The 18,282-nt window shown below is 68.3% G+C and carries 14 protein-coding genes and 7 pseudogenes; 16 read left to right on the plus strand and 5 right to left on the minus strand.

Annotated elements, in window-relative coordinates:
* Positions 1 to 23: 23 nt before the first annotated feature.
* From OG782_RS34450 to OG782_RS34480, 7 genes and pseudogenes are all read left to right on the plus strand, one after another.
* The gene (locus tag OG782_RS34450) at positions 24 to 206 is read left to right on the plus strand and encodes a hypothetical protein (protein WP_406457842.1); all 183 of its coding nucleotides are present in this window, start codon (positions 24 to 26) and stop codon (positions 204 to 206) included.
* 65 nt (positions 207 to 271) lie between these two features.
* Positions 272 to 570 (plus strand): annotated as a pseudogene (locus OG782_RS34455) (IS5/IS1182 family transposase); the annotation flags it as partial.
* Positions 571 to 958: 388 nt separating this feature from the next.
* Positions 959 to 1,138 carry a hypothetical protein gene (locus tag OG782_RS34460; protein WP_406457844.1) on the plus strand — a complete coding sequence of 60 codons (180 nt, stop codon included), beginning with the start codon at positions 959 to 961 and terminating at the stop codon, positions 1,136 to 1,138.
* A 100-nt stretch (positions 1,139 to 1,238) separates the two neighbouring features.
* Positions 1,239 to 1,949: pseudogene (locus OG782_RS34465) on the plus strand (transposase); the annotation flags it as partial.
* 93 nt (positions 1,950 to 2,042) lie between these two features.
* Complete coding sequence (locus OG782_RS34470) at positions 2,043 to 2,435, plus strand: hypothetical protein (protein WP_406459481.1); 393 nt, start codon at positions 2,043 to 2,045, stop codon at positions 2,433 to 2,435.
* Positions 2,432 to 3,218: pseudogene (gene istB / locus OG782_RS34475) on the plus strand (IS21-like element helper ATPase IstB). The gene OG782_RS34470 and the pseudogene istB overlap by 4 nt, the downstream one beginning before the upstream one ends.
* A gap of 95 nt (positions 3,219 to 3,313) precedes the next feature.
* Positions 3,314 to 3,934 (plus strand): annotated as a pseudogene (locus tag OG782_RS34480) (histidine phosphatase family protein); the annotation flags it as partial.
* A 171-nt stretch (positions 3,935 to 4,105) separates the two neighbouring features.
* On the opposite strand, the gene OG782_RS34485 reads toward OG782_RS34480, so the two are convergent.
* A complete protein-coding gene (locus OG782_RS34485) occupies positions 4,106 to 4,501 on the minus strand; it encodes a GNAT family N-acetyltransferase (protein WP_406457846.1) in 396 nt (131 codons plus the stop codon).
* Between the two features lie 97 nt (positions 4,502 to 4,598).
* Positions 4,599 to 5,321 (minus strand): ArsR/SmtB family transcription factor, encoded by a 723-nt coding sequence (locus OG782_RS34490; protein ID WP_406457848.1) that lies wholly within the window; start codon positions 5,319 to 5,321, stop codon positions 4,599 to 4,601.
* 126 nt (positions 5,322 to 5,447) lie between these two features.
* Between OG782_RS34490 and OG782_RS34495 the strand changes: the two genes are divergently transcribed.
* Positions 5,448 to 5,948 (plus strand): GNAT family N-acetyltransferase, encoded by a 501-nt coding sequence (locus OG782_RS34495; RefSeq protein WP_097968167.1) that lies wholly within the window; start codon positions 5,448 to 5,450, stop codon positions 5,946 to 5,948.
* A gap of 7 nt (positions 5,949 to 5,955) precedes the next feature.
* Positions 5,956 to 7,241: pseudogene (locus OG782_RS34500) on the plus strand (ISAs1 family transposase).
* Between the two features lie 248 nt (positions 7,242 to 7,489).
* Here the strand turns inward: OG782_RS34500 and OG782_RS34505 are convergent.
* Both OG782_RS34505 and OG782_RS34510 read right to left on the minus strand, forming a co-directional pair.
* Positions 7,490 to 8,548: a hypothetical protein gene (locus OG782_RS34505; RefSeq protein WP_406457850.1), complete on the minus strand. Its 1,059-nt coding sequence runs from the start codon at positions 8,546 to 8,548 to the stop codon at positions 7,490 to 7,492.
* A gap of 350 nt (positions 8,549 to 8,898) precedes the next feature.
* Positions 8,899 to 9,840, minus strand: a complete 942-nt coding sequence (locus OG782_RS34510) for an aminoglycoside phosphotransferase family protein (RefSeq protein WP_406457852.1) — start codon at positions 9,838 to 9,840, stop codon at positions 8,899 to 8,901.
* 532 nt (positions 9,841 to 10,372) lie between these two features.
* On the opposite strand from OG782_RS34510, the pseudogene OG782_RS34515 reads away from it, so the two are divergent.
* Positions 10,373 to 11,809 (plus strand): annotated as a pseudogene (locus OG782_RS34515) (glycosyltransferase).
* Between the two features lie 63 nt (positions 11,810 to 11,872).
* Positions 11,873 to 13,372 (plus strand): DUF6056 family protein, encoded by a 1,500-nt coding sequence (locus tag OG782_RS34520; protein WP_406457854.1) that lies wholly within the window; start codon positions 11,873 to 11,875, stop codon positions 13,370 to 13,372.
* Positions 13,373 to 13,471: 99 nt separating this feature from the next.
* Here the strand turns inward: OG782_RS34520 and OG782_RS34525 are convergent, their stop codons facing one another.
* Positions 13,472 to 14,863: a ricin-type beta-trefoil lectin domain protein gene (locus OG782_RS34525; protein WP_406457856.1), complete on the minus strand. Its 1,392-nt coding sequence runs from the start codon at positions 14,861 to 14,863 to the stop codon at positions 13,472 to 13,474.
* A 219-nt stretch (positions 14,864 to 15,082) separates the two neighbouring features.
* On the opposite strand from OG782_RS34525, the pseudogene OG782_RS34530 reads away from it, so the two are divergent.
* The 5 genes and pseudogenes from OG782_RS34530 to OG782_RS34550 form a co-directional block, all read left to right on the plus strand.
* Positions 15,083 to 15,271, plus strand: a pseudogene (locus OG782_RS34530) (ISAzo13-like element transposase-related protein); the annotation flags it as partial.
* 282 nt (positions 15,272 to 15,553) lie between these two features.
* Positions 15,554 to 16,222 (plus strand): DedA family protein, encoded by a 669-nt coding sequence (locus tag OG782_RS34535; RefSeq protein WP_406457858.1) that lies wholly within the window; start codon positions 15,554 to 15,556, stop codon positions 16,220 to 16,222.
* Positions 16,222 to 16,653 carry a hypothetical protein gene (locus OG782_RS34540; RefSeq protein WP_406457860.1) on the plus strand — a complete coding sequence of 144 codons (432 nt, stop codon included), beginning with the start codon at positions 16,222 to 16,224 and terminating at the stop codon, positions 16,651 to 16,653. The genes OG782_RS34535 and OG782_RS34540 overlap by 1 nt, the downstream gene beginning before the upstream one ends.
* A gap of 71 nt (positions 16,654 to 16,724) precedes the next feature.
* Positions 16,725 to 17,330 (plus strand): phosphatase PAP2 family protein, encoded by a 606-nt coding sequence (locus OG782_RS34545; RefSeq protein ID WP_406457862.1) that lies wholly within the window; start codon positions 16,725 to 16,727, stop codon positions 17,328 to 17,330.
* 564 nt (positions 17,331 to 17,894) lie between these two features.
* Entirely contained in the window at positions 17,895 to 18,281 is a 387-nt protein-coding gene (locus OG782_RS34550; RefSeq protein ID WP_406457864.1) for a hypothetical protein, read from the plus strand.
* Position 18,282: the final 1 nt, after the last annotated feature.

Raw genomic sequence — 18,282 nt, forward strand, 5'->3', positions numbered from 1 at the left:
GAGGAGAATCCCGGAGGGATGCCATGAGTCAGGTCCAGATGCTGTCGTTGTTCCTTGCGCTGTCGGTCGCGCTCAACCTCGCTTGCTGTGCGGGCTGGGCGGCACGCCTCGCTGGGAACGGACGGGCCCAGGCGGCCCTTGTTGCCGGCGGGACGGCGTGCACGGTCCTGACCGTGTTCTTCGCGGGGGTGTCCGCGTTTCGCTGAGCCGCCGCCCGATGGTGTTGGCTGAGGGGCTCTGCTTCCGAGGCCGTGAGACGTGGCACCACGGCCCCCTGCCGGGAAGCCTTCCGTGCCCGGTCAAGGGCCGTACCGGCAGGCCCCGCCACCGGCCGCGGCAACTGTTCGCCGACCGTGGCTACGACTTCGACACGTACCGCCGCCTGTTGTGGAAACGTGGGATCGAGCCCGTCATCGCACGACGCGGCGTGCCACACTGCTCCGGCCTTGGCGCCGGCCGCTGGGTCGTGGAACGCGCGAACGCCGGATCCACGGCTTTCGCCGCCTGTGAGTCCGCTGGGAGATCCGCGATGGCATCCACGAAGCGTTCCTCAAGCTTGTCTGCTGCGTGATCACCTGGCCTCGGGCGTTCACGAGGGGGCGCGTTCGGGTCTTGACCGGAGAGGTGGAGAGCGCTGCTGAGCTGCAACGATGGGACTTGCCAGGGGTTCTGCCCGCTGCAAGGAAGGACTCTCCGGGTGAACGAGCGCATCGGGCCGTACCCACCTGTCCGAGCTCTTGTCGGCGGTGGCGCGGGGTCTCGTAGGTGCCCGCAAAATGGCTGGTCACAAGTGCGGTCTGTGCTGGACCCTGAGCGTATGCCTCGACGTCTCATGTTCGTGCAGTTGATGACTGGTTACAACACCGACCGCGGACCCTCGTGGATCGGGTGGGTGGACTTCTCGAAGACCTGGAGCACTGGGCTCTTTCACGGGAGGACACTGCGGCGGGCAGGAGGGATGTCCGATGCGAACTTCTACGACGTGCAGACCAACGAGGAGTTCTGGGTCTCCGGGCCGAAGCGGGACCGCACCGACACCCGCTACGGTCCCTCCAGCCCTGAAATCGATCCGGAAGCCGTCGAGACCTATCACGCCTTCCTGGAGGGCGCGCCCCTGCCGGGCCGGGAAAACGGCTAACCTCGCGCCCTTGCGAGCGGGCTTGTCCGGGTTTTGATCAGATATACGGAGAGTGCTTCTGACCTGCAACGATGGGACTCGGTGAGGGTCCTGCCAGCAGGTGAGCAAGCGCATCGGGCCGTATCTGACTGTCCGCGGCCAGGGCGACGGCGGCGCGGTGGTCTCGCAGGCCTGCGGGGTGCTGCCGGCGGACACCGTCCGCAAGACCGGTCTGGACACGGCGATATCGGCGGCGCCGGCGCCGTGGCGCAAGCCGAGGGCGGTGCACGAGCCGGGCAAGATCCTTCTGGGACCTCGCACTGGCGGCCGCGTGCGCGGGGACTGCTTGTCAGAGGGACTGCCTGTCAGACCTGACGGTGCTGCGGACCGAGCCCGCGCTGTTCGGACCAGTGGCCTCCGATCCCACCGACTCCAGCCTGGTGGACACCCTGGCCGGGGCCGGCTCTCATGCGCTGGCGGCGATCCGCCGGGCCAGGGCCGAAGCGCGCGAGCGCGTAAGGAAGTTGGCCCAGGGCCGATGCCCCCGACGCGAACGGCCAGGTCATCGTGGACATCGACGGCGTACTGGTCCTGGCGCACTCCGAGAAGCAGGGCGCCACCGCGACCTGGAAGCGAACCTTCGGGCATCGTCCGCTGGTCGCGTTCGTCGACCATGGGCCGGGCGGGTCGGGGGAGCCCGTGGCCGGCCGCCGTGTTGCGGCCGGGCAATGCAGGCAGCTACACCGCGGCCGACCACAGCACCACCACCCGGCTGGCCCTGGCCCAGTTGCCCAAGCAGAACCGGAGCGGCCGCCGTACCCTGATCCGCACCGCAACCTCGAAGCGCTCATCCGAAGGCCCGGCGCCTTCCCCGGCGCCTCGGCCCTGGAACAGGCCCGGTCAGCGGGCAAGTTCATCCCGGTCCATGACGCCTGGTGGGCCCAGGCCCGCAAGGCTTACGGCGGGCGAGCGGGACGGCACCCGGGCGCTGATCGAGGTCCTGCTGCTGAACCGGCACCTCGCCCACGAACACGTTGTCGCGGGTCTGGCGACCGCCCTGCGGGCCGGCGCCCCGACCGCTGATGCCGTTGCCCTGGAAGCCCGCAAGGCCGCCCAGGCGGAGGACGAGCCGACCGTCGGCGCATCCGCCCCCGGGCTGCCCGGCGAGACGCCGGCGACCGTCACGTTGCTGCACGAGTGGCGCCTCGCGCACCTGCCGCCGGACACCCGACCACTGCCGTCGGTGACCCTCTACGACCAACTGCTACGACGCCGCCGCACGAGCGGCAGCGACCACCATGAGGGAGAAGCACAGTGACTCTGCCCCGCCAGCGAGGCTTGACCGAAGAGGCGTCCGACGCCGCGATCGACACCGCCTGCCGCCTGCTGCGGCTGCCGTCGATCCGTAACGAGTTCAACGAGATCGCCGACCGGGCGGTCAAGGACCAGATGACCTACCGCGGCTTCGTCGCCGAACTGCTGATGACCGAGTGCGACGACCGGGCCCGTCGGCGCTCGGAACGACGGATCAAGGCAGCGGGCTTCCCGCGGGAGAAGTCGCTTCGGGCCTTCGACTTCGACGCCAACCCGAACATCGACGCGGCGACCATCCATACCCTCGCCAGCTGCGAATGGATCAAGAAGAGCCAGCCGCTCTGCCTGATCGGCGACTCCGGAACCGGCAAGTCCCACATGCTCATCGCGCTGGGCACCGAGGCCGCGATGAAGGGCTACCGCGTCCGCTACGCGCTCGCCACGAAGCTGGTGAACGAACTGGTCGAGGCCGCCGACGAGAAGCAGCTCAACAAGACCATCGTCCGCCATGGCCACGTCGATCTTTTGTGCATTGACGAACTCGGCAACATGGAACTCGACCGCCACGGAGCCGAACTCCTCTTCCAGGTCCTGACCGAACGCGAGGAGAAGAACAGCGTTCGCCGCCTCCAACGAGTCCTTCGGCGGCTGGACCAAGACCTTCACCGCCCCCCGCCTCTGCGCGGCCATCGTCGACCGCCTCACCTTCAACGGCACCATCATCGAGACGGGCACCGACTCCCACCGCCTCGCCAGCACCCGAGCCCGAGCCGAAGAACCCGCTTGATGCTTCCGAACCCGCTCTTCCATAGTTACGGCCTGCAACCAGGCAGGACGCTACATACAGGAGGGCACGCACTCATGCGCACTCTTTACGTCGTCACCCATCCGGAAGCGACACATCACGTCGAGGGAGTTGTTGGCGGATGGCATGACTCGCAGCTGACGTCCGCCGGCGTCCGTGCGGCGGTCTCCATCGCCCAGGCAATGCGGTCCCAGATTCCGGACGGCGCCGAGGTGGAGCTGTTCTCCTCGGATCTGCAGCGCACCCTGCGGACGGCCAATGAGGTGGCCGAAGCATTCGGCGTGAAGCCGGTCCTGGATCGCAGGCTGCGGGAGAAGTCCTACGGCGAGGCGGAGGGGAGGCCGCAGGAGTGGCTCGACCGGCGCTTCATCCCACCGCCGGCTGCCGGGGAACGGATGGACCACGACGAGGGCGTGCAGGGTGCGGAGACCAAGGCGTCGTGGGCACGGCGCATCTACGCAGCCATGGACGAGATCCTGCGGAACCCTTGCGAACACCAGATCATCGTGACCCACGGCGGCTCTCTCACGTGCGTCGTGGCGTCCTGGATCAAGATGCCGATCGAGTCAGCCGGCTATGCCAGCTTCCGGGCGCCCTCCGGCAGCATCACCACACTGCGCGAAGACGACTTCTTCCACAACCGCCAAGTCGTCAGCCTCGGTGACACCCGCCATCTCGACTCCGCCCAAACTGGCTGACCTCAACCTGACCCGCTTCGACGGCCCGACGCCCTTCCGGGCGGCGGGCCGTCCCACGAACCGACGTCATTTCTCGGGTTCTGGCTCAGGTTTTGTGGTGCCGACACGGTGGGTGACCGCTGGGAATGAGTGGGGCGGTGTGCACGGGGCCGAGGGGGTCGGCCCGTGGTGTTACAACGCGATCAGCCCTGCTGCTGTCTCCCGGAAGCCACAGGCGTCGAAATAGAACGAACGCAGATGTTCCTCGAAGTCGACGTGGAGCCACTCGCACTTCGCGGCACGGGCTTCTTTGGCTGCGACTGCGACAAGCGCGGCGCCAACCCCTCTTGACCGAAGATGCCGGGCGACCACCGTGTCCAGAATGAAGGCGTGTGCTCCGCCGTCCCAGACAACGTTGACGAAGCCGATCAGATTGCCGTTCTCCCTCGCGCAGACCCAGCCAAGGCTGTGGCGCTCAAGCCGTGCTTGCCAGTCAGTCTGAGCGACCGGGGAGCCGAAACCGTCGGCGTGCAATCTGTTGAGGGATGCGTCGTCGAAGTCGCCTTGCCACTCATACTTGATCGCCACGTCCAGATCCTAGTGCCGAGAAGGTACTTGTTCCGCATCGACTACTGGGCGAGGAGAACCCGCTTCCGGAGGAGATGGAGTCCGGCCCGGTTCAGGATCAGAGTTCAGTCGGCGGCAGGCCGAGGAGGTCGTTCCATGCCTCGCGTCCTGCGGGTGTCACGAGGAGAGCGCGGGTGGTGCCGATGCGCGTCATCCATCCAGAGGTGAGTGCGTGGGTGCACAGCGTGGCGCCCACGGCGCCAGCCAGATGGGGACGGCGCTCGGTCCAGTCGAGGCATGCGCGTACCGGTGGTCGGCGTGAGCCGGTGGGCACTGTGATGCCGGTCTCGGACAGCCAGAGGGCGCCGTTGCCGGTCAGGGCCGGCTCGGGTCCCCACTCCAGCAGTCCGCGCTCGACCATTGCGTCGGTGATGGCCAGTGCGACGGTTCCGGCGAGGTGGTCGTAGCACAGCCGGGCGCGGGCCAGTGCCTGCTGTCGGCCGGAGGCCGACAGGGAAAGTGGCCGGGCGTTGCGCTGTGGAGCCAGCGCAGCGAGGCTCTCGATGAGTTCGACCACTCTGCGGTCGGCTACCCGTACGTAGCGGTGGCGTCCGTGTCGCTCCTCGACGAGGAGTCCGCCGTTCACGAGCAGGTTCAGGTGTGACGTCGCGGTGGACGCTGCGATGCCGGCGTAACGCGCGAGCTCGTTCGCCGTCCACGCCCGGCCGTCGAGCAGCGCCAGGCAGAAGGCAGCCCGGGTGCCGTCGGCCAGCAGCTTGGCCACCCCTGCCAGGTCCACCCCCACGTCCTGACCTGCGCGCTGAATGTCCACGGTGTCCATTGTCTCCGACGTCCCTTCGACGTCCGTCGAAGCGTCCCCGTCCTAGCGTCAGCACGTGCGCCGGGCTCACCCTCACCGCACCCGCGCGCAGGGCCGAACCGCCTCCGCACACACATTGGAGCAATCATGACTTCGTCCGACACTGCCGTCACCGGCTCCCACCAGTCCGAACCCCGCACGGGCTTCGTGCTCACCGACGCCCCCACCCCACAGGACGTCGCAGCGATCTCCGACGCGCTGGACCGCTTCAACATCGAGCACACAGGAATCGCGGACCGCAGATCTCTGGGCGTCCTGGTCCGTGATCCCGCAACGCGCCAGGTGGTCGGCGGGCTGACCGGGCGGACCTCGCTCGGGCTGTTCTTCCTCGACCTCTTTTACCTGCCGCCCCGGCTGCGTGGCGGCGGGCTGGGAACACGGATCCTCCGGCAGGCCGAGGACGAGGCCCGCGCCCGTGGCTGCCGCACAGCCGTGCTCTACACGATCACCTTCCAGGCCCCCGGCTTTTACCAGAAGCACGGGTGGAAGCGTCTGGGCGAGGTGCCCTGTGATCCGCTGGGCACCAGCCGCGTCTTCATGACCAAAGAACTCACCGCACCGAGCGGCGCATCAGTTCGGGCCCGGTAAGGTCGCCGTGCTCGTTGCGCCGTCATCCTTCCCGTCCGCTCCGCTCCTGCCGCAGGCCGCGTCCGGGGTCTCACGGGCCGAGGCGTTGGTGCCGTCCGGGCTGCTCGACGCGCTGGCCCGGGTGCCCGATCCGCGTAATCCGCGCGGGGTGCGGTTCCGGCTGGCAACGTTGCTCGCGGTCGGGGTGTGTGCGCTCACCAGCGCCGGACACAACTCCCTGACCGCCATCGCCGAGTGGGTACGCCACTGCGACCAGGATGTCCTGGCCCGCCTGGGCTGCCCCTTCGATCCCTTCACCGGACGGTTCAAGGCGCCGGGCGAGCGCACGCTGCGCGACGTGTTCGCCCGCCTCGACCCCGGGCTACTCACCGCCGCCGGTTTCACCAGGCTCACCGCACTCCAGCCCTGCCCGGTCAGCCCGACCGGCCCGGACGGGACCGTCGAGCGCGAGCAGCGCCGCGCCCACCACACCGCCCGACGCGAGACGGATCGGCCGCGACCGCGTCGGGCGGCCTTCGCCGTGGACGGCAAATGCCTGCGCGGAGCGGTCCGCGCGGACGGCAGCCGCGTCTTCGTCTTGACCGCCGTGCGCCACCACGATGCGCTGACTGCCGCTCTGCGCGAGATCGGCGCGAAGACGAACGAGATACCCGAGTTCGCTCCGCTGCTGGACACCCTCGATGATCAGGAGCTGACCGGCTCCGTCGTCACCGTCGACGCACTGCACGCCCAGACGAGCCACGCCCGTTACCTCGTCGAGGACCGACAGGCTCACTACTTGCTGTCGGTGAAGACAACCAGCCCACCCTGGCTCGCCAGTTGACGAATCTGCCCTGGAAGCAGGCACCGGTCCTCAACCGCTCCCGCGACCGCGGACACGGCCGTGACGAGGTCCGCGAGGTGAAGGTGGTGAGCGTGGACGGCCTGCTGTTTCCTCATGCCCGCCAGGTTGTTCGCATCCACCGAAAACGCCGCCGAACCGGCACATCGAAGTGGCAGACCGAGACGGTCTACGCCGTCACCGATCTCGCGGCCCACCAGGCGTCTCCTGCTGAGATCGCCGCCTGGGTACGCGGCCACTGGATCATTGAGAACACCGTCCACTGGACCAAAGACGTGACCTCCGCCGAAGACGACAGCCAGATCCGCCGCCACCACACCCCCGCGGTCATGAGTGCCCTGCGCGATCTCGCCCGCGCCACCCTCCACCGCGCCGGATGGGCCAACATCGCCAGCGGCCGACGAGCCCACACCCATCCCGCAGCCACCCTCACCCTCCACGGAATTCCATGATCAAACCGGGCGATCGCGACTCTCCCCGGGGCCCTGGGGCCGGACCCCATTCAGGCGCCGGGCAAGCCGGCCCTCCCAAATAACAAGAGGCCCACTCCTCCGGAGCCTCGTCCGCACTCCAGGCGGCGAAGGCAGGACGGGCGTTGTTGACCGGTCCTGTCCTCACCCCGCGTTGCCCGCCGCGCAACGGCGTCGGCGCTTTGAATACCGAGCACGGGGAAGATGCGCGGATCGACGGGGCGTGACGCCTACATGTGCGCGCCGAGGACGGAAACGCCGAGCCGGGGCCGGGGATCGTTGGTGATGTAGGCCATGACGATGCGGCCGTCTCCTCCAGGAACCGCCACGACGCCGCCGCCGACCTGCTCTTCCATGTTGACGGCCCAGCATTCAGAATTCCAGGCGCCGTCGGACCTTTCGGGTGGCGTTCCCTGAGGGGTGAAGTAGGCGGAGTGGGCGAGGCTTTTGTAGGTGAGGATCGCCAGCGTCGCGGTGGCCGGGTGGTAGATCACCGAGGGGGTGCCGGAGTATCCGGGGTTGTACTCCTCTCCCTCTTCCTCACTGTCGGGGCGGGTGGTGGCCGGGTCCGTCCAGACGCCGTCGCCCCTGCGGGTCCGTACGGTCAGCGCCGAGTCATCGATCCACGCCAGGTGGGCGTGTCCCCTGTCGTCGATCCCCGCCGCAAGGGTCGGAGTCACGCCATTGCCCTGGTAAGTGAAGCCGCCCCAGCTGGAGTTGGGACCTTCTTGCGCGATCTCCCACAGCTCGCCACGGTCGTTGACGTGCCAGGCCACCTGACGCCCGTCCGCAAGCCGCCCGGCGGCCAGCGCAACGGCGCTGCCACCGCCGAGCAGTTCGGGGGCGAATCCCTCTGGTCCGGCCGACGCGGTCCAGCAATGCCACAACGCACCGTATTCGGCGTTGATGTAGTGCAGCACCATCCGGCCGTCGGCCAGGTGTGCCACAACTGGGTTCCCGGTCATTTCCCCAGCCACCGTGAGGGCGGGCCCCCATCCGCCGTCGCCTTTCTCAGCAAGGACGCGGAGTTCATTGCCGGGGCCGCGATAGAACACCCCGATCCGGCCGTCGGCCGCCCGGGAGGCCACGGGATCACCCTCGATCGGCTCGCCCAGGTCCGCCGGCTCCGTCCAACTCCCGTCCGGCTGTTGGCGGGTCACGTGTAAGGTGCCCTTCGCCGCGCCCCTAACCAGCACCACCACGCGGCCCGCCCGGTCCACCGCGATTCCCGGGGTCCCGGCGACCTCGGTGTCGAACACCTGCTTGCTGCGCTTGTTGAACAGTTCCAACCAGTCCTGGTCCGTCCATACCCGCCCCGCTGCGTCGCCCGGGAACCGTGCTGTGCGTACGTTCCTGTGCCCCTCCTCCGCTGTACCGCCCACCGCGGCACAAGATCCCCATCCTTGTCTGCCCCCTCCACCCGGACAAGACCGTCGCCCGACGAGAGGGACAGCGCTGCCGACACGGTGCGGAAGGCACCACACCTCCCAGCGCCCCTGGCCCTGCGGCCGGCCCGGCTGAGCAGGTGCTGCATGCCGTCCGCTGTGACCTGCGGCCACTGCTTGATCGTTCGTTGTCTTCACAGACCACGATGATCACTGGTGGCCGCACCCGTTCCCGCTCCGCCCCGCCGGAAGGATCACGATCCCAAGTGCGGCGCCGTGAGCAACTCCGCCATGCGGTCCGCGAATTCGGTGAGCCAGTCCAGGCGTGGTCCGCCGCGCGCAATACGGAATCCATGACGGCGGCCCCAGAATGCGGCCTGGACGGCATGGAACTGGGCCCAACGCCGGGTGCGGTCGCGGTCGAGTTCCGCGGCCTCAGTGAAGACGTCCAAGGCGCGGTGGAGAGCTATACGCAGGTCGTCGCATTCAAGGAGCGTCAGCGCACGTGACTTCAGCAGCGTGCCGCCGTCGTAGGCCGGGTCGCCCGCGTACCCCTTGGGGTCGACTGCCAGCCATGGCCCGCGGTCGGCGCGCAGGATGTTTCCGGCGTGCAGGTCACCGTGGATGAGGGTGTCCGGCTGAATGCGACCCAGCTCGCGGATGGTCGCCACGGCGGCGTCCACCACATAGGGCGACAGCGGGTGCGTCAGCTCCTCGGCGTCCTTGCGCACCTGCTCCTCCCAGGCGTCGGCCTGCTCCCGCAGCCGGGGCAGGCCGGCAGGCGCGGGGATGGCCAGCCGGTGGCTGATCCGCCCTGCTACCGTCACGATCTCCTCACTGTCTTCGATCTCGGCCAGCGTTGACGCCTGGGCACGTTCGAGCAGCATCGCGAACCGCTCATCGTCGCGCTCGTGCAGCAGAACGGCTCCGCGCCCACCCCACGCCGCCAAGGCATCTGGCTCGTGGACGTTGCCGGGGTGCGGAAACGACACCTTGAACACAGCCGTGTCCCCGGCGCTCCGCCGCACCGGGACGATGACTCCGACACCACCGTGCATGACCTCCCCGTCCGGCACGCACTCCCAGTGCTCCAGCAGCTCTTCCACGATCCGGGGCAGTTCGGCGAGCCACGCCGCTCCGCGTTCTCCTTCGCGCTCGATAGTGCTGCGCGCGAACGCCTCTGGTGTCTCGAACATCCGGGAACCTTACGCACCAGCCCGAGGCCGCCGCCAGGAGCCCAAGCCAGTCACGCGTGGCAAGCCGCGATTCCAGCATGAAGATCACGATCTAAAGCTGGAGTACCAGGCGGACCGATGACGGCCGCCACGGAGCTTGCCCAAGCCCTTGATGTTCGGTGATGCCGTGCGGGAGATGATGGGCAGGATCCGCCGATGACGCAGTGCGTCGCGGGGGCGTTGGAGTCGTATCCCTTGTCTCCAAGCAGAGCTCCAGGTCTGCGGCGGGGCCGCACTGGGCGGCCCGCGAAGGGCGGGATGCCGTCGGCCAAGGGGAGCGTCCGGGTGACGTCCTGACGTTGGCCGCGGTCGTGATGACCTTGAGCGGGATGCCACGTCCGTCGCGGATCAGGTGGTGCTTGCCACGGGTGCCGACTCGGCCGGATAGAAATCCGAACCGCCCCGCCACCTTCTGTCGATCAGCTACTTTGTCAGGCTGCAGGAATATGATCTTGGTCAATTGGGCTCATGCCCGCGCCTGATTGGGGAATGGATGAGGAACTGTCAACTATCGATCGTCGTGCCGTGTTATAACGAGGAGCAGGCCGTAGGGGTGTTTCACCGTACGCTTGTCGACGTCCTCGAGCCGACGGGTGAGAGTTTCGAGGTCTGTTATGTGGATGACGGCAGTGATGACCTCACCAGGACCCGGCTGACCGACCTGGCGTTCACCGACGAACGGGTCCGCTATACGGCCTTCAGCCGCAACTTCGGCAAGGAAGCTGCCATGCTGGCCGGGCTGCGGATGTGCCGTGGTGATTCTGTGGTTCTCATGGACGCCGACCTTCAGCATCCGCCCGAACTCGTGCCCCGGATGCTGGAGCTGCACCGGAATGGCTACGACCAGGTCATCGCCCGCCGGGACCGCGAGGGTGAAGGGCTGCTGCGATCATTCGTCAGCCGCTCCTATTACCGCACCATGGGCCATTTCATGGACGTGTCTGTGGTCGACGGCGAAGGGGACTTCCGGCTGCTGTCACGGCGCGCGGTGGACAGCGTGATCTCCCTCCCCGAGTCGAACCGCTTTTCCAAGGGAATCTTCTCCTGGATCGGCTTCGATACCGTCAGTTTCACATATCACAATGCCGAGCGGGTGGCGGGGCGCTCCAAGTGGGGCGGCAGACGGCTGCTCAACTACGGCATCGACGGGCTGATCTCCTTCAACAATCGTCCCTTGCGTCTCGCCATCTACGCGGGTCTGCTGCTTGCCCTGGCCGCGATGGGATACGCCCTGTGGATCATCGTGGGCGTGGCGCGCAACGGCGTCGGAGTTCCGGGATTCACCAGTCTGCTGACGGCTGTGGTGGCACTCGGTGGGATTCAGCTGGTGACTCTCGGGATCGTCGGTGAATACGTCGGGCGTATCTACGGCGAGACGAAGAACCGGCCGCACTACCTGGTCCGGGAATCAAGTGACCACCCGGGCCCGCCTGCTCCGAAGCCGCCGATAGGCACCAGGAGCAGTGCTTCGAAATCCTCCGGTTCCGCATGATCCCGCACCCTGCGCCAGTTCCTCGCCTTCGCGATGATCGGCGTCGTCAATACAGCGGTCTATCTGGCAACGTACGCGACACTCAACAGCTGGATCCCGTATCTGGCCTCACATTTCATTGGATACTGCGTCAGTATTGTCGGATCATTCATGCTCAACTCCTTCATCACTCTGCGGATCAGGCCGACATGGCGGTCGTTTCTCCGCTATCCGCTGTCGAGCCTCGTCAATCTCGTGCTTTCCGGGGCCCTTCTCTACATCGGGGTGAGTCATCTCGGCATCGGCAAGAACATCGCTGCCCTTGCTGCGGGGATTCTCGCCACTCCGTTCTCGTTCCTGGTCGCCCGGTGGGCGATCACCTCCGGCGCGGCTGCTTCCCTGCCACCGGAGCCCGAGCAGGTGACTGCCGGCACCCGCTCCGGCCGGACCGGCGACTGAACTCGTACTGCACCACCCCGCCACACCCAACAGAGGCATCGAACGAATGGCACCGTCACACCCATGACCACGGAGACATCGGGAACGGCAGGCACCCCGCAGTCCACCGGGGACACGTATCGCCAGATCGGCCGCGGCACCGGACCCAGGTTCGGCGCCGCGTTCTGGGCGGCCGTCCTGGCCGTCTTCCCGTTGGGCCTGCTGGGCGCGGCGATGTGGATCGGCCGGCTGGTGCGGCCCGGCGGCGACGACTGGTGTTTCCTGCCCGTGCTGCGGGACGACGGCGTCGCGGGCATGATCGGGAAGTTCTACCTCCACGACAACGGGCGCATCGCGAACGCCCTGATGGTCGCGTTGTACGGGTCCTTCGGCGTGGCGGGGCACCAGTGGTACGCCGCAGTCAGCGGGGTGCTGATCCTTACTGCCGTGTGGGCGCTGGTTGTCGCTGTCCTGCACCGTGCCGGGCGGACCGCACCACGCGGGGTCCCGCTCCTCGTCGCCTCGATGGTTGTGGCGGTGTTCCTCTTCGCCACCCCGAACACGTACAAGACGTTCTACTGGCCGGCTTCCTCCGTCTCCCACACACTCGCCCCGGTCCTGGCAGCCGCGGCGGTGATCCCGTTCCTGCGGGCCCGGACGCGTCGGGGACACGTACTCGCCCTCTGCGTCTGTGTCCTGGCGGGTCTGTTCATCGGCACTCTGTCCGAAGGGGCATCGGTCACGGCGGGTGTGCTGCTCTGCACCGCGCTGCTCCTCAGCTTCCGCTGGGTGCCCGGGCCCGAGCGCACCCGCACCCGCCGCTGGTGCGGCGTCGCGTTGGCCGCCCTGCTCGTGGGGGTGATCGTCCTCTACACGTCGCCCGGCTCACGTGTACGCCGCGCCCGGTTCGGCACCGATGCCACGTCCATCGCGGACCCTCAGTCGCTGAGCACGGCACTGCGCATGTTCGGCGACATCCTGACCATCGTCCTGACCACTTGGACCTACCTTGGCGCGGTGTCCGTCGGCGTTCTGCTGGGCGTCCTGCTGCGTGACGCCGACGCGCGGACAGACGGCCCGCTGCTCAGCCGGCCGCTCCTTCCTGCCCTGGCCGGCGTGGCCGCGCTCCTGGTGGCCGGATACCTCTGCACCCTGATCACCCTGCCCGCCTTCGGGCACAGCATGCTGACGTATGGAACCCGCACCTGGAACGACTACCTCTTCGTGTACGTACTGCTGCTCGCCGGAGTCGGCGCCCTGCTGGGCAGAACCCTGCGCGACGCCCCCGGATCCGCCGCTGCGCTGACGGCTGCGGCGGCGCTGTTGTGCGCGGTGACCTGCGTGGGGCTCGCCGTTCCCCTGATCGGCCTCGAGCGGGACATGGCCGACCGGGCGGCCCACTGGGATCGCCAGGACGGACGTCTGCGGGAGCAGGTACGGCAGGGTGCCGAAGTCCTGCCGTACGTACCGACGTCGGTGGGGCAGATGCGCGATCCTTTCGGCAATCACGGCCGCACGCTGTGGCCCGGGACCTGCGTTGCCGACTACTACCACCTGAAACGGATCACCCATGCGACGGGCTGACCCGGATCTGGCTCCCCGGCCCGTGTGGACCCGGTGTTCCACCGGCCCGTGACTGCGACGGACGGCGGGCAGATGTACGGGCTCTCCCGGCTCACCGTGCTATCCCGGCGTGTGCCAGGTCAGCTCAGGTCGTAGAGGAGCACACGGGCGCAGGACCAGTCGCGGATCTCTGGCTGCCAAGTCGTCCTGGAACAGGCAGCGTCCGCCGGATTCGATCCGTCCGTACTTGTCCATCGCCCACCTCTGCCGAGGGCTGTGGGCGCATACCGACGTGGTGGCCCGTCGCGCGGCAGCGGTCAGGCAGAGCCGTCCGGACGCTGATTCGATGGTGCCGGCGTGGATGTGCCAGTCCTGGCCGGATGTGCCGTCGCAGTCGGAGGTGTTCACGTCCACCGCCTTGTGGGAGGCCGGCGAATTCCCCGCCGAACTCAGGCAGCGTTCGTGGCGTCCCGCCTGATTCGCCAGCCCCATCGCCGACACGATCTGGCCGGGCTGCGCCGTCCGGGGCCTGAGGGAGTACTCACGGCGCACCCATTGCTGGTACTTCCCGCTCATGTAGTGCCCGGCCGGGCACGATCTGGACTCGCAGCCCGCACCCCTGCGATAGGACTGGAAGATCGCGTCCTTCTGCCGGCCCCGGATCGGGCTGAGGTTTTCTGGAAGACGGGACATGTCGTATCCGAGGAAACCCCGTACCTCCGTCATGACACCGCCCGGCAAGCGGAAGGCGACGCGTCGGAAGTACCGTCCGGCCACTCCGTGGTCACTGTGGTCGGCGCCCTGCGTATACGTGTGTCCGAAGGCTGCGTTGTCGTAGTCGAGGGTGAGGATCCGTTTGATGCCGTCCTGTTCGGCGAGAACGGAGAGAGTGTCGATGAGCTGCTGCTCCGTGTAGCTCCGCGTGCTGTCCACGGGCTGAATCGTGCGGATCTCGCCGCGAAAGAGTCTCAGCAGGCTCTGATGGGAGTACGTCGGGGTGCCGCTGCCGTCTGGAGTGCCGTCGGGAAGCCGGAGGAAGGAGAGCCGTACGCTGGTCTTCCCCTTCAGCCTGTAGGAGGCGATGGTGTGGCCACTCACATGGAGGTCACTCCTCGTCCAGCGGTCCGGGACACCTGCCATTTCGGCGTACGCGGCTCGGACGCCTTCTTCCCGGCTCTGCACGTAGTCGCCCCCGGTGTACTGGCGGCCGGCATCCCCGGCGGTCAAGTAGACAGTGCTGAACGCACACCGTGGGCCCACGGCTTGCTGAATTTCCGGATTGATGAACAGCAGATCGTCGTCCTCGTGTGCCACCCCAACCATCGTGCGCTCACACACGCGAGCGCTGCTCCGGCTCTCCGGGCCGTCGAGCAGCGCTGCGGCGGGGGCATGGGACGCCCCGGCCGGGTGGTAGACCAGCGGAAGGAGCAGAAGGGTCGCCGCCAGGGACGGCGTACCCCAGCGCAACAGGTTCGAACGGCTCCAGACGTTCTTCGCACGTGGCACGCGCATTCCGGCCCTCCGCAGCCTAGCCAGCCCTCCGCCACTCCACAGCGGTCAGGCGCACCGCCACGTGTTCGATGATCCCTACCGGTTGGCCTCTCGAGCAGGCGCCGGGCCGGGCCTTCACCCGCCTGCGCGGTATGTGTGCCGTTCGTATTGCTGCGAACCCTGAGTTGAGGGAGCTTCCCGGCCCCGCCCTCGGCGAAGAACCTGGACCGGCAGGGACCGGGCAAGGCGATCCACTGCGGGAGCTACGACGTCGCAGCAAACACCGGGTGGATCAACGCCGGCACCGATCACGACACCGCCGCGTTTGTCGTCGCCTCCATACGGGGTTGGTGGCAGGCCCGGGGCCGGCACGACCATCCGACCGCCACCTGCCTGCTGATCACGGCGGACGCAGGCGGCTCCAACGGCTGAAGGATTCCGGCAGTTCATTACGGAGGTCGTCGGCCAAGACATTCCCTTCATCCGCTCGTTGAAGGCTTCGCCAACCTGCCGTGCTGCACCTGGCCAACGATCCATGAGTCGCGAGCGCGCTCGCCCCCAACTCCCCGCCTCCGCTCTCGCCCCCCCCGACATGATGTTCCCTCACCTCCAGTTCGACTACAGTCCTGTAGACCGTCTACGAGATTGCATTCGCCCGGTCGTTCCAGCCCTGCTGCCCCCTGCCCGCATTCAGTGAGAGGCCACCCACTCATGGCCGTACCCGTCTTCGCCGCATCTCCACTCGCGGTGAACCTCCTCGATGCCCAGTCGCTGCTGGCGACCTTCGGTGTCCTGGGCGTCTCTGTGGTGCTGTTCGCCGAGACTGGGCTGCTGGTCGGCTTCTTCCTGCCCGGCGACTCCTTGCTCTTCACCGCGGGACTGCTGTGCGCGGGCACCGCTGACAAGGCGGCGACGCTGTCCCTGCCCTGGGTCCTCGTCGCCTCGGCGGGTGGTGCGCTGGCCGGCGCCCAGTGCGGGTACCTCCTCGGGCGCCGGGCAGGCGGAGCGGCGCTCTCCCGTAGTGGTTCCAAGCGCCTGCACGAGGGCGCCGAGCGCGCCGAGGAACTTCTGGAGCGCTACGGCCACGCCAAAGCGATCGTGCTAGCCCGCTTCGTCCCCGTTGTGCGCACGGTCCTGAACCCGCTCGCCGGGGCTCTGAACGTCCCGGCCCGGGTCTTCACCATCTGGCAGGTCGTCGGCGGCCTGGTCTGGACTGTCGGTCTGGTCCTGGCCGGATACGCGCTCGGCGCCTCTGTCCCCAACGTCGACCGCTATCTCCTGCCGATCATCGCCCTGATCGTCGCTGTGTCCCTGCTGCCGCTGGCAGCCGAGCTCCTCCGTTCCCGGCGGGCGGCCAAACGCCGGAATGAGGCACCTTGATGGAACTCGCGTACGCCGGTTCGGCCATAGCCGGCCTCATGTACTTCAAGAGCGTCGACTTCGCCCGCCGGGCGCTCAGTTGGGTCGACAGCCTCATCACCGACGGGTTGGCGTACGGGCCGAGAAAGGTCGAAGTGGCAACGCTTCCCGCGCGGTGGCAGGCCCGCCGCGTGGGAACCCTGGCCGCGATTGCCGCGCTGGCCGTCCCCATGAGGACTGTCCCCGCCTTGAGGGTCGACTCCCTGCTGAGGCCGGCTGTTCATGAAGACCGGCGGTGCGAACAACTGCACGTAGCCACACCCGAGGAGTGCCGCGCATCTGGTGACTGGTCCGTCCCACGCAACCATGCCACCCCTGCCTCCGCTGCGGCCCCCCTCGCGCTGCCCCTCGTGTCGCGCCTGCTGTCCCTCGTCCCTCTGGCCGCAGCGTGACCCGCCGCCCACCCGCACGCCTGTGTGGCTGGGTGGCCCTGACCGCTACGGCAGCCTTTGTTCTAGTTACCGTGGCCGTGCTCCACTCGACGCAGGGGACGCTGCCCGGCGACGCGGCGCTGCACCACTGGTCTCTGACGCACCGGCCCGGCGCCGCGGTGACCATGGCCCGTGCGGTCACCGCCACCGGCACCGGCGTCATCCCCTTCGCCGTGGTCATCCTGGCGGGCCTGTCCGTGGGCGGCACCATACGGCAGCGGGTCATCACCGCCGCCGCAATGGCGCTCTGTCTCGGCTCTGCGCAGGCGCTGCGCTACGCCGTCATGATGCTGGTCGCACGTCCCAGGCCACCGCTCGCAGACTGGGCGACGCATGCCTCGGGCTGGTCCTTCCCGTCAGGCCATGCCACGACCGGCGCGATGACTGCGGGGCTCCTGACCGCCGCGCTGTTCCTACGCGGCCCGCGCATGCCGCGCCTGGCCGCCGTCCTGATCGGCATCTGGGGCACGGCCGTGGGACTGACCCGGGTCTACCTCGGCGTGCACTGGTTCAGCGACGTCATCAGCGGCTGGCTCTTCGCTACCGCATGGCTGGCCCTGGCAGCCTGCGCGTACTCGGTGGGTACGCGCAGGCGACCATCCGGTGACACGTTGCCATGTCCTCGTCGTAACGAATGACCGCGCCCTACGCGACCTACTCCCTGAGCAGCCTGCGCGACGAGGGCTTCGACGCAGCGCCCGCCCGGGACGGTGCGAGCGCCCTGCGCCTGGCCGTCCAAGGCTTCGACGCGGTCGCGTTGGACGTCGGAATGCCGGAATCGGACGGCCGTGACGTGTGCCATGCGCTACGGGTCAACGGGTACCTCGCCCCTTCGTGTTCCTCGCGGCACACCACACGATCACCGACCGGTTCCCCGGGATGTCGGCCGGCGGTGACGACTACCTGACCAAGCCGTTCCACCTCACTGAGCTCACCGCCCGCCTGCGGGCGGCCCTCAGGCCGGCAAGTCCCAGGCTCCGGCCGTGGCAGGGCACCTGGCGCTCGATCCCGTCCGCTTCACGTGCACCGCGGTGGGGCAGCCCGTCGACCTCACATCGACCGAGTTCCCTCTCCCGGCCGTCCCTATCGCCATGGCCGGGGGCCTCGTGCAGCGCTGAGAGTTGGTCCGGCCCGGCCAGCCTCTCCTAGGGTTCCACCGACGCGGGCCCGGGCCCCACGCGCTGCCCGGGAGGCTCACCCTGGTGGCCTTCACCGTCGCGGCGCTCGTGAGGCTCGCACCGACCGTCGCTCTCAACGAACTCGCGCGGCAGCAGCTCCAGCGGCAGGCCGACGCCCACCTCCATACCAGGCCCGCTGCCGGCGCTGCGACCAAGGACACCACGGACACCACGGGCGTCTCGGCCCCTGTCGTCGAAGTCCCGCACGGCAACCCGCTCGACACCGGCGTGCGGATCCAGGCCGGGTCCGGTCCCATCGGATCGAAGTGCCTACCGCCGCTGGCGACGGGCCGCTTGCACTCGCCGCCCCCGGCGGCGGCAAACGCTGCGTCACCCGGGACAGCGAAGAGCCGATGCGGCTGTGCACCCGGCCCGATCTCGGGGACCTTGTTCCAGGCCACCGAGCCGTGAA

Source organism: Streptomyces sp. NBC_00876, assembly GCF_045207435.1.
Lineage (GTDB): Bacteria > Actinomycetota > Actinomycetes > Streptomycetales > Streptomycetaceae > Streptomyces.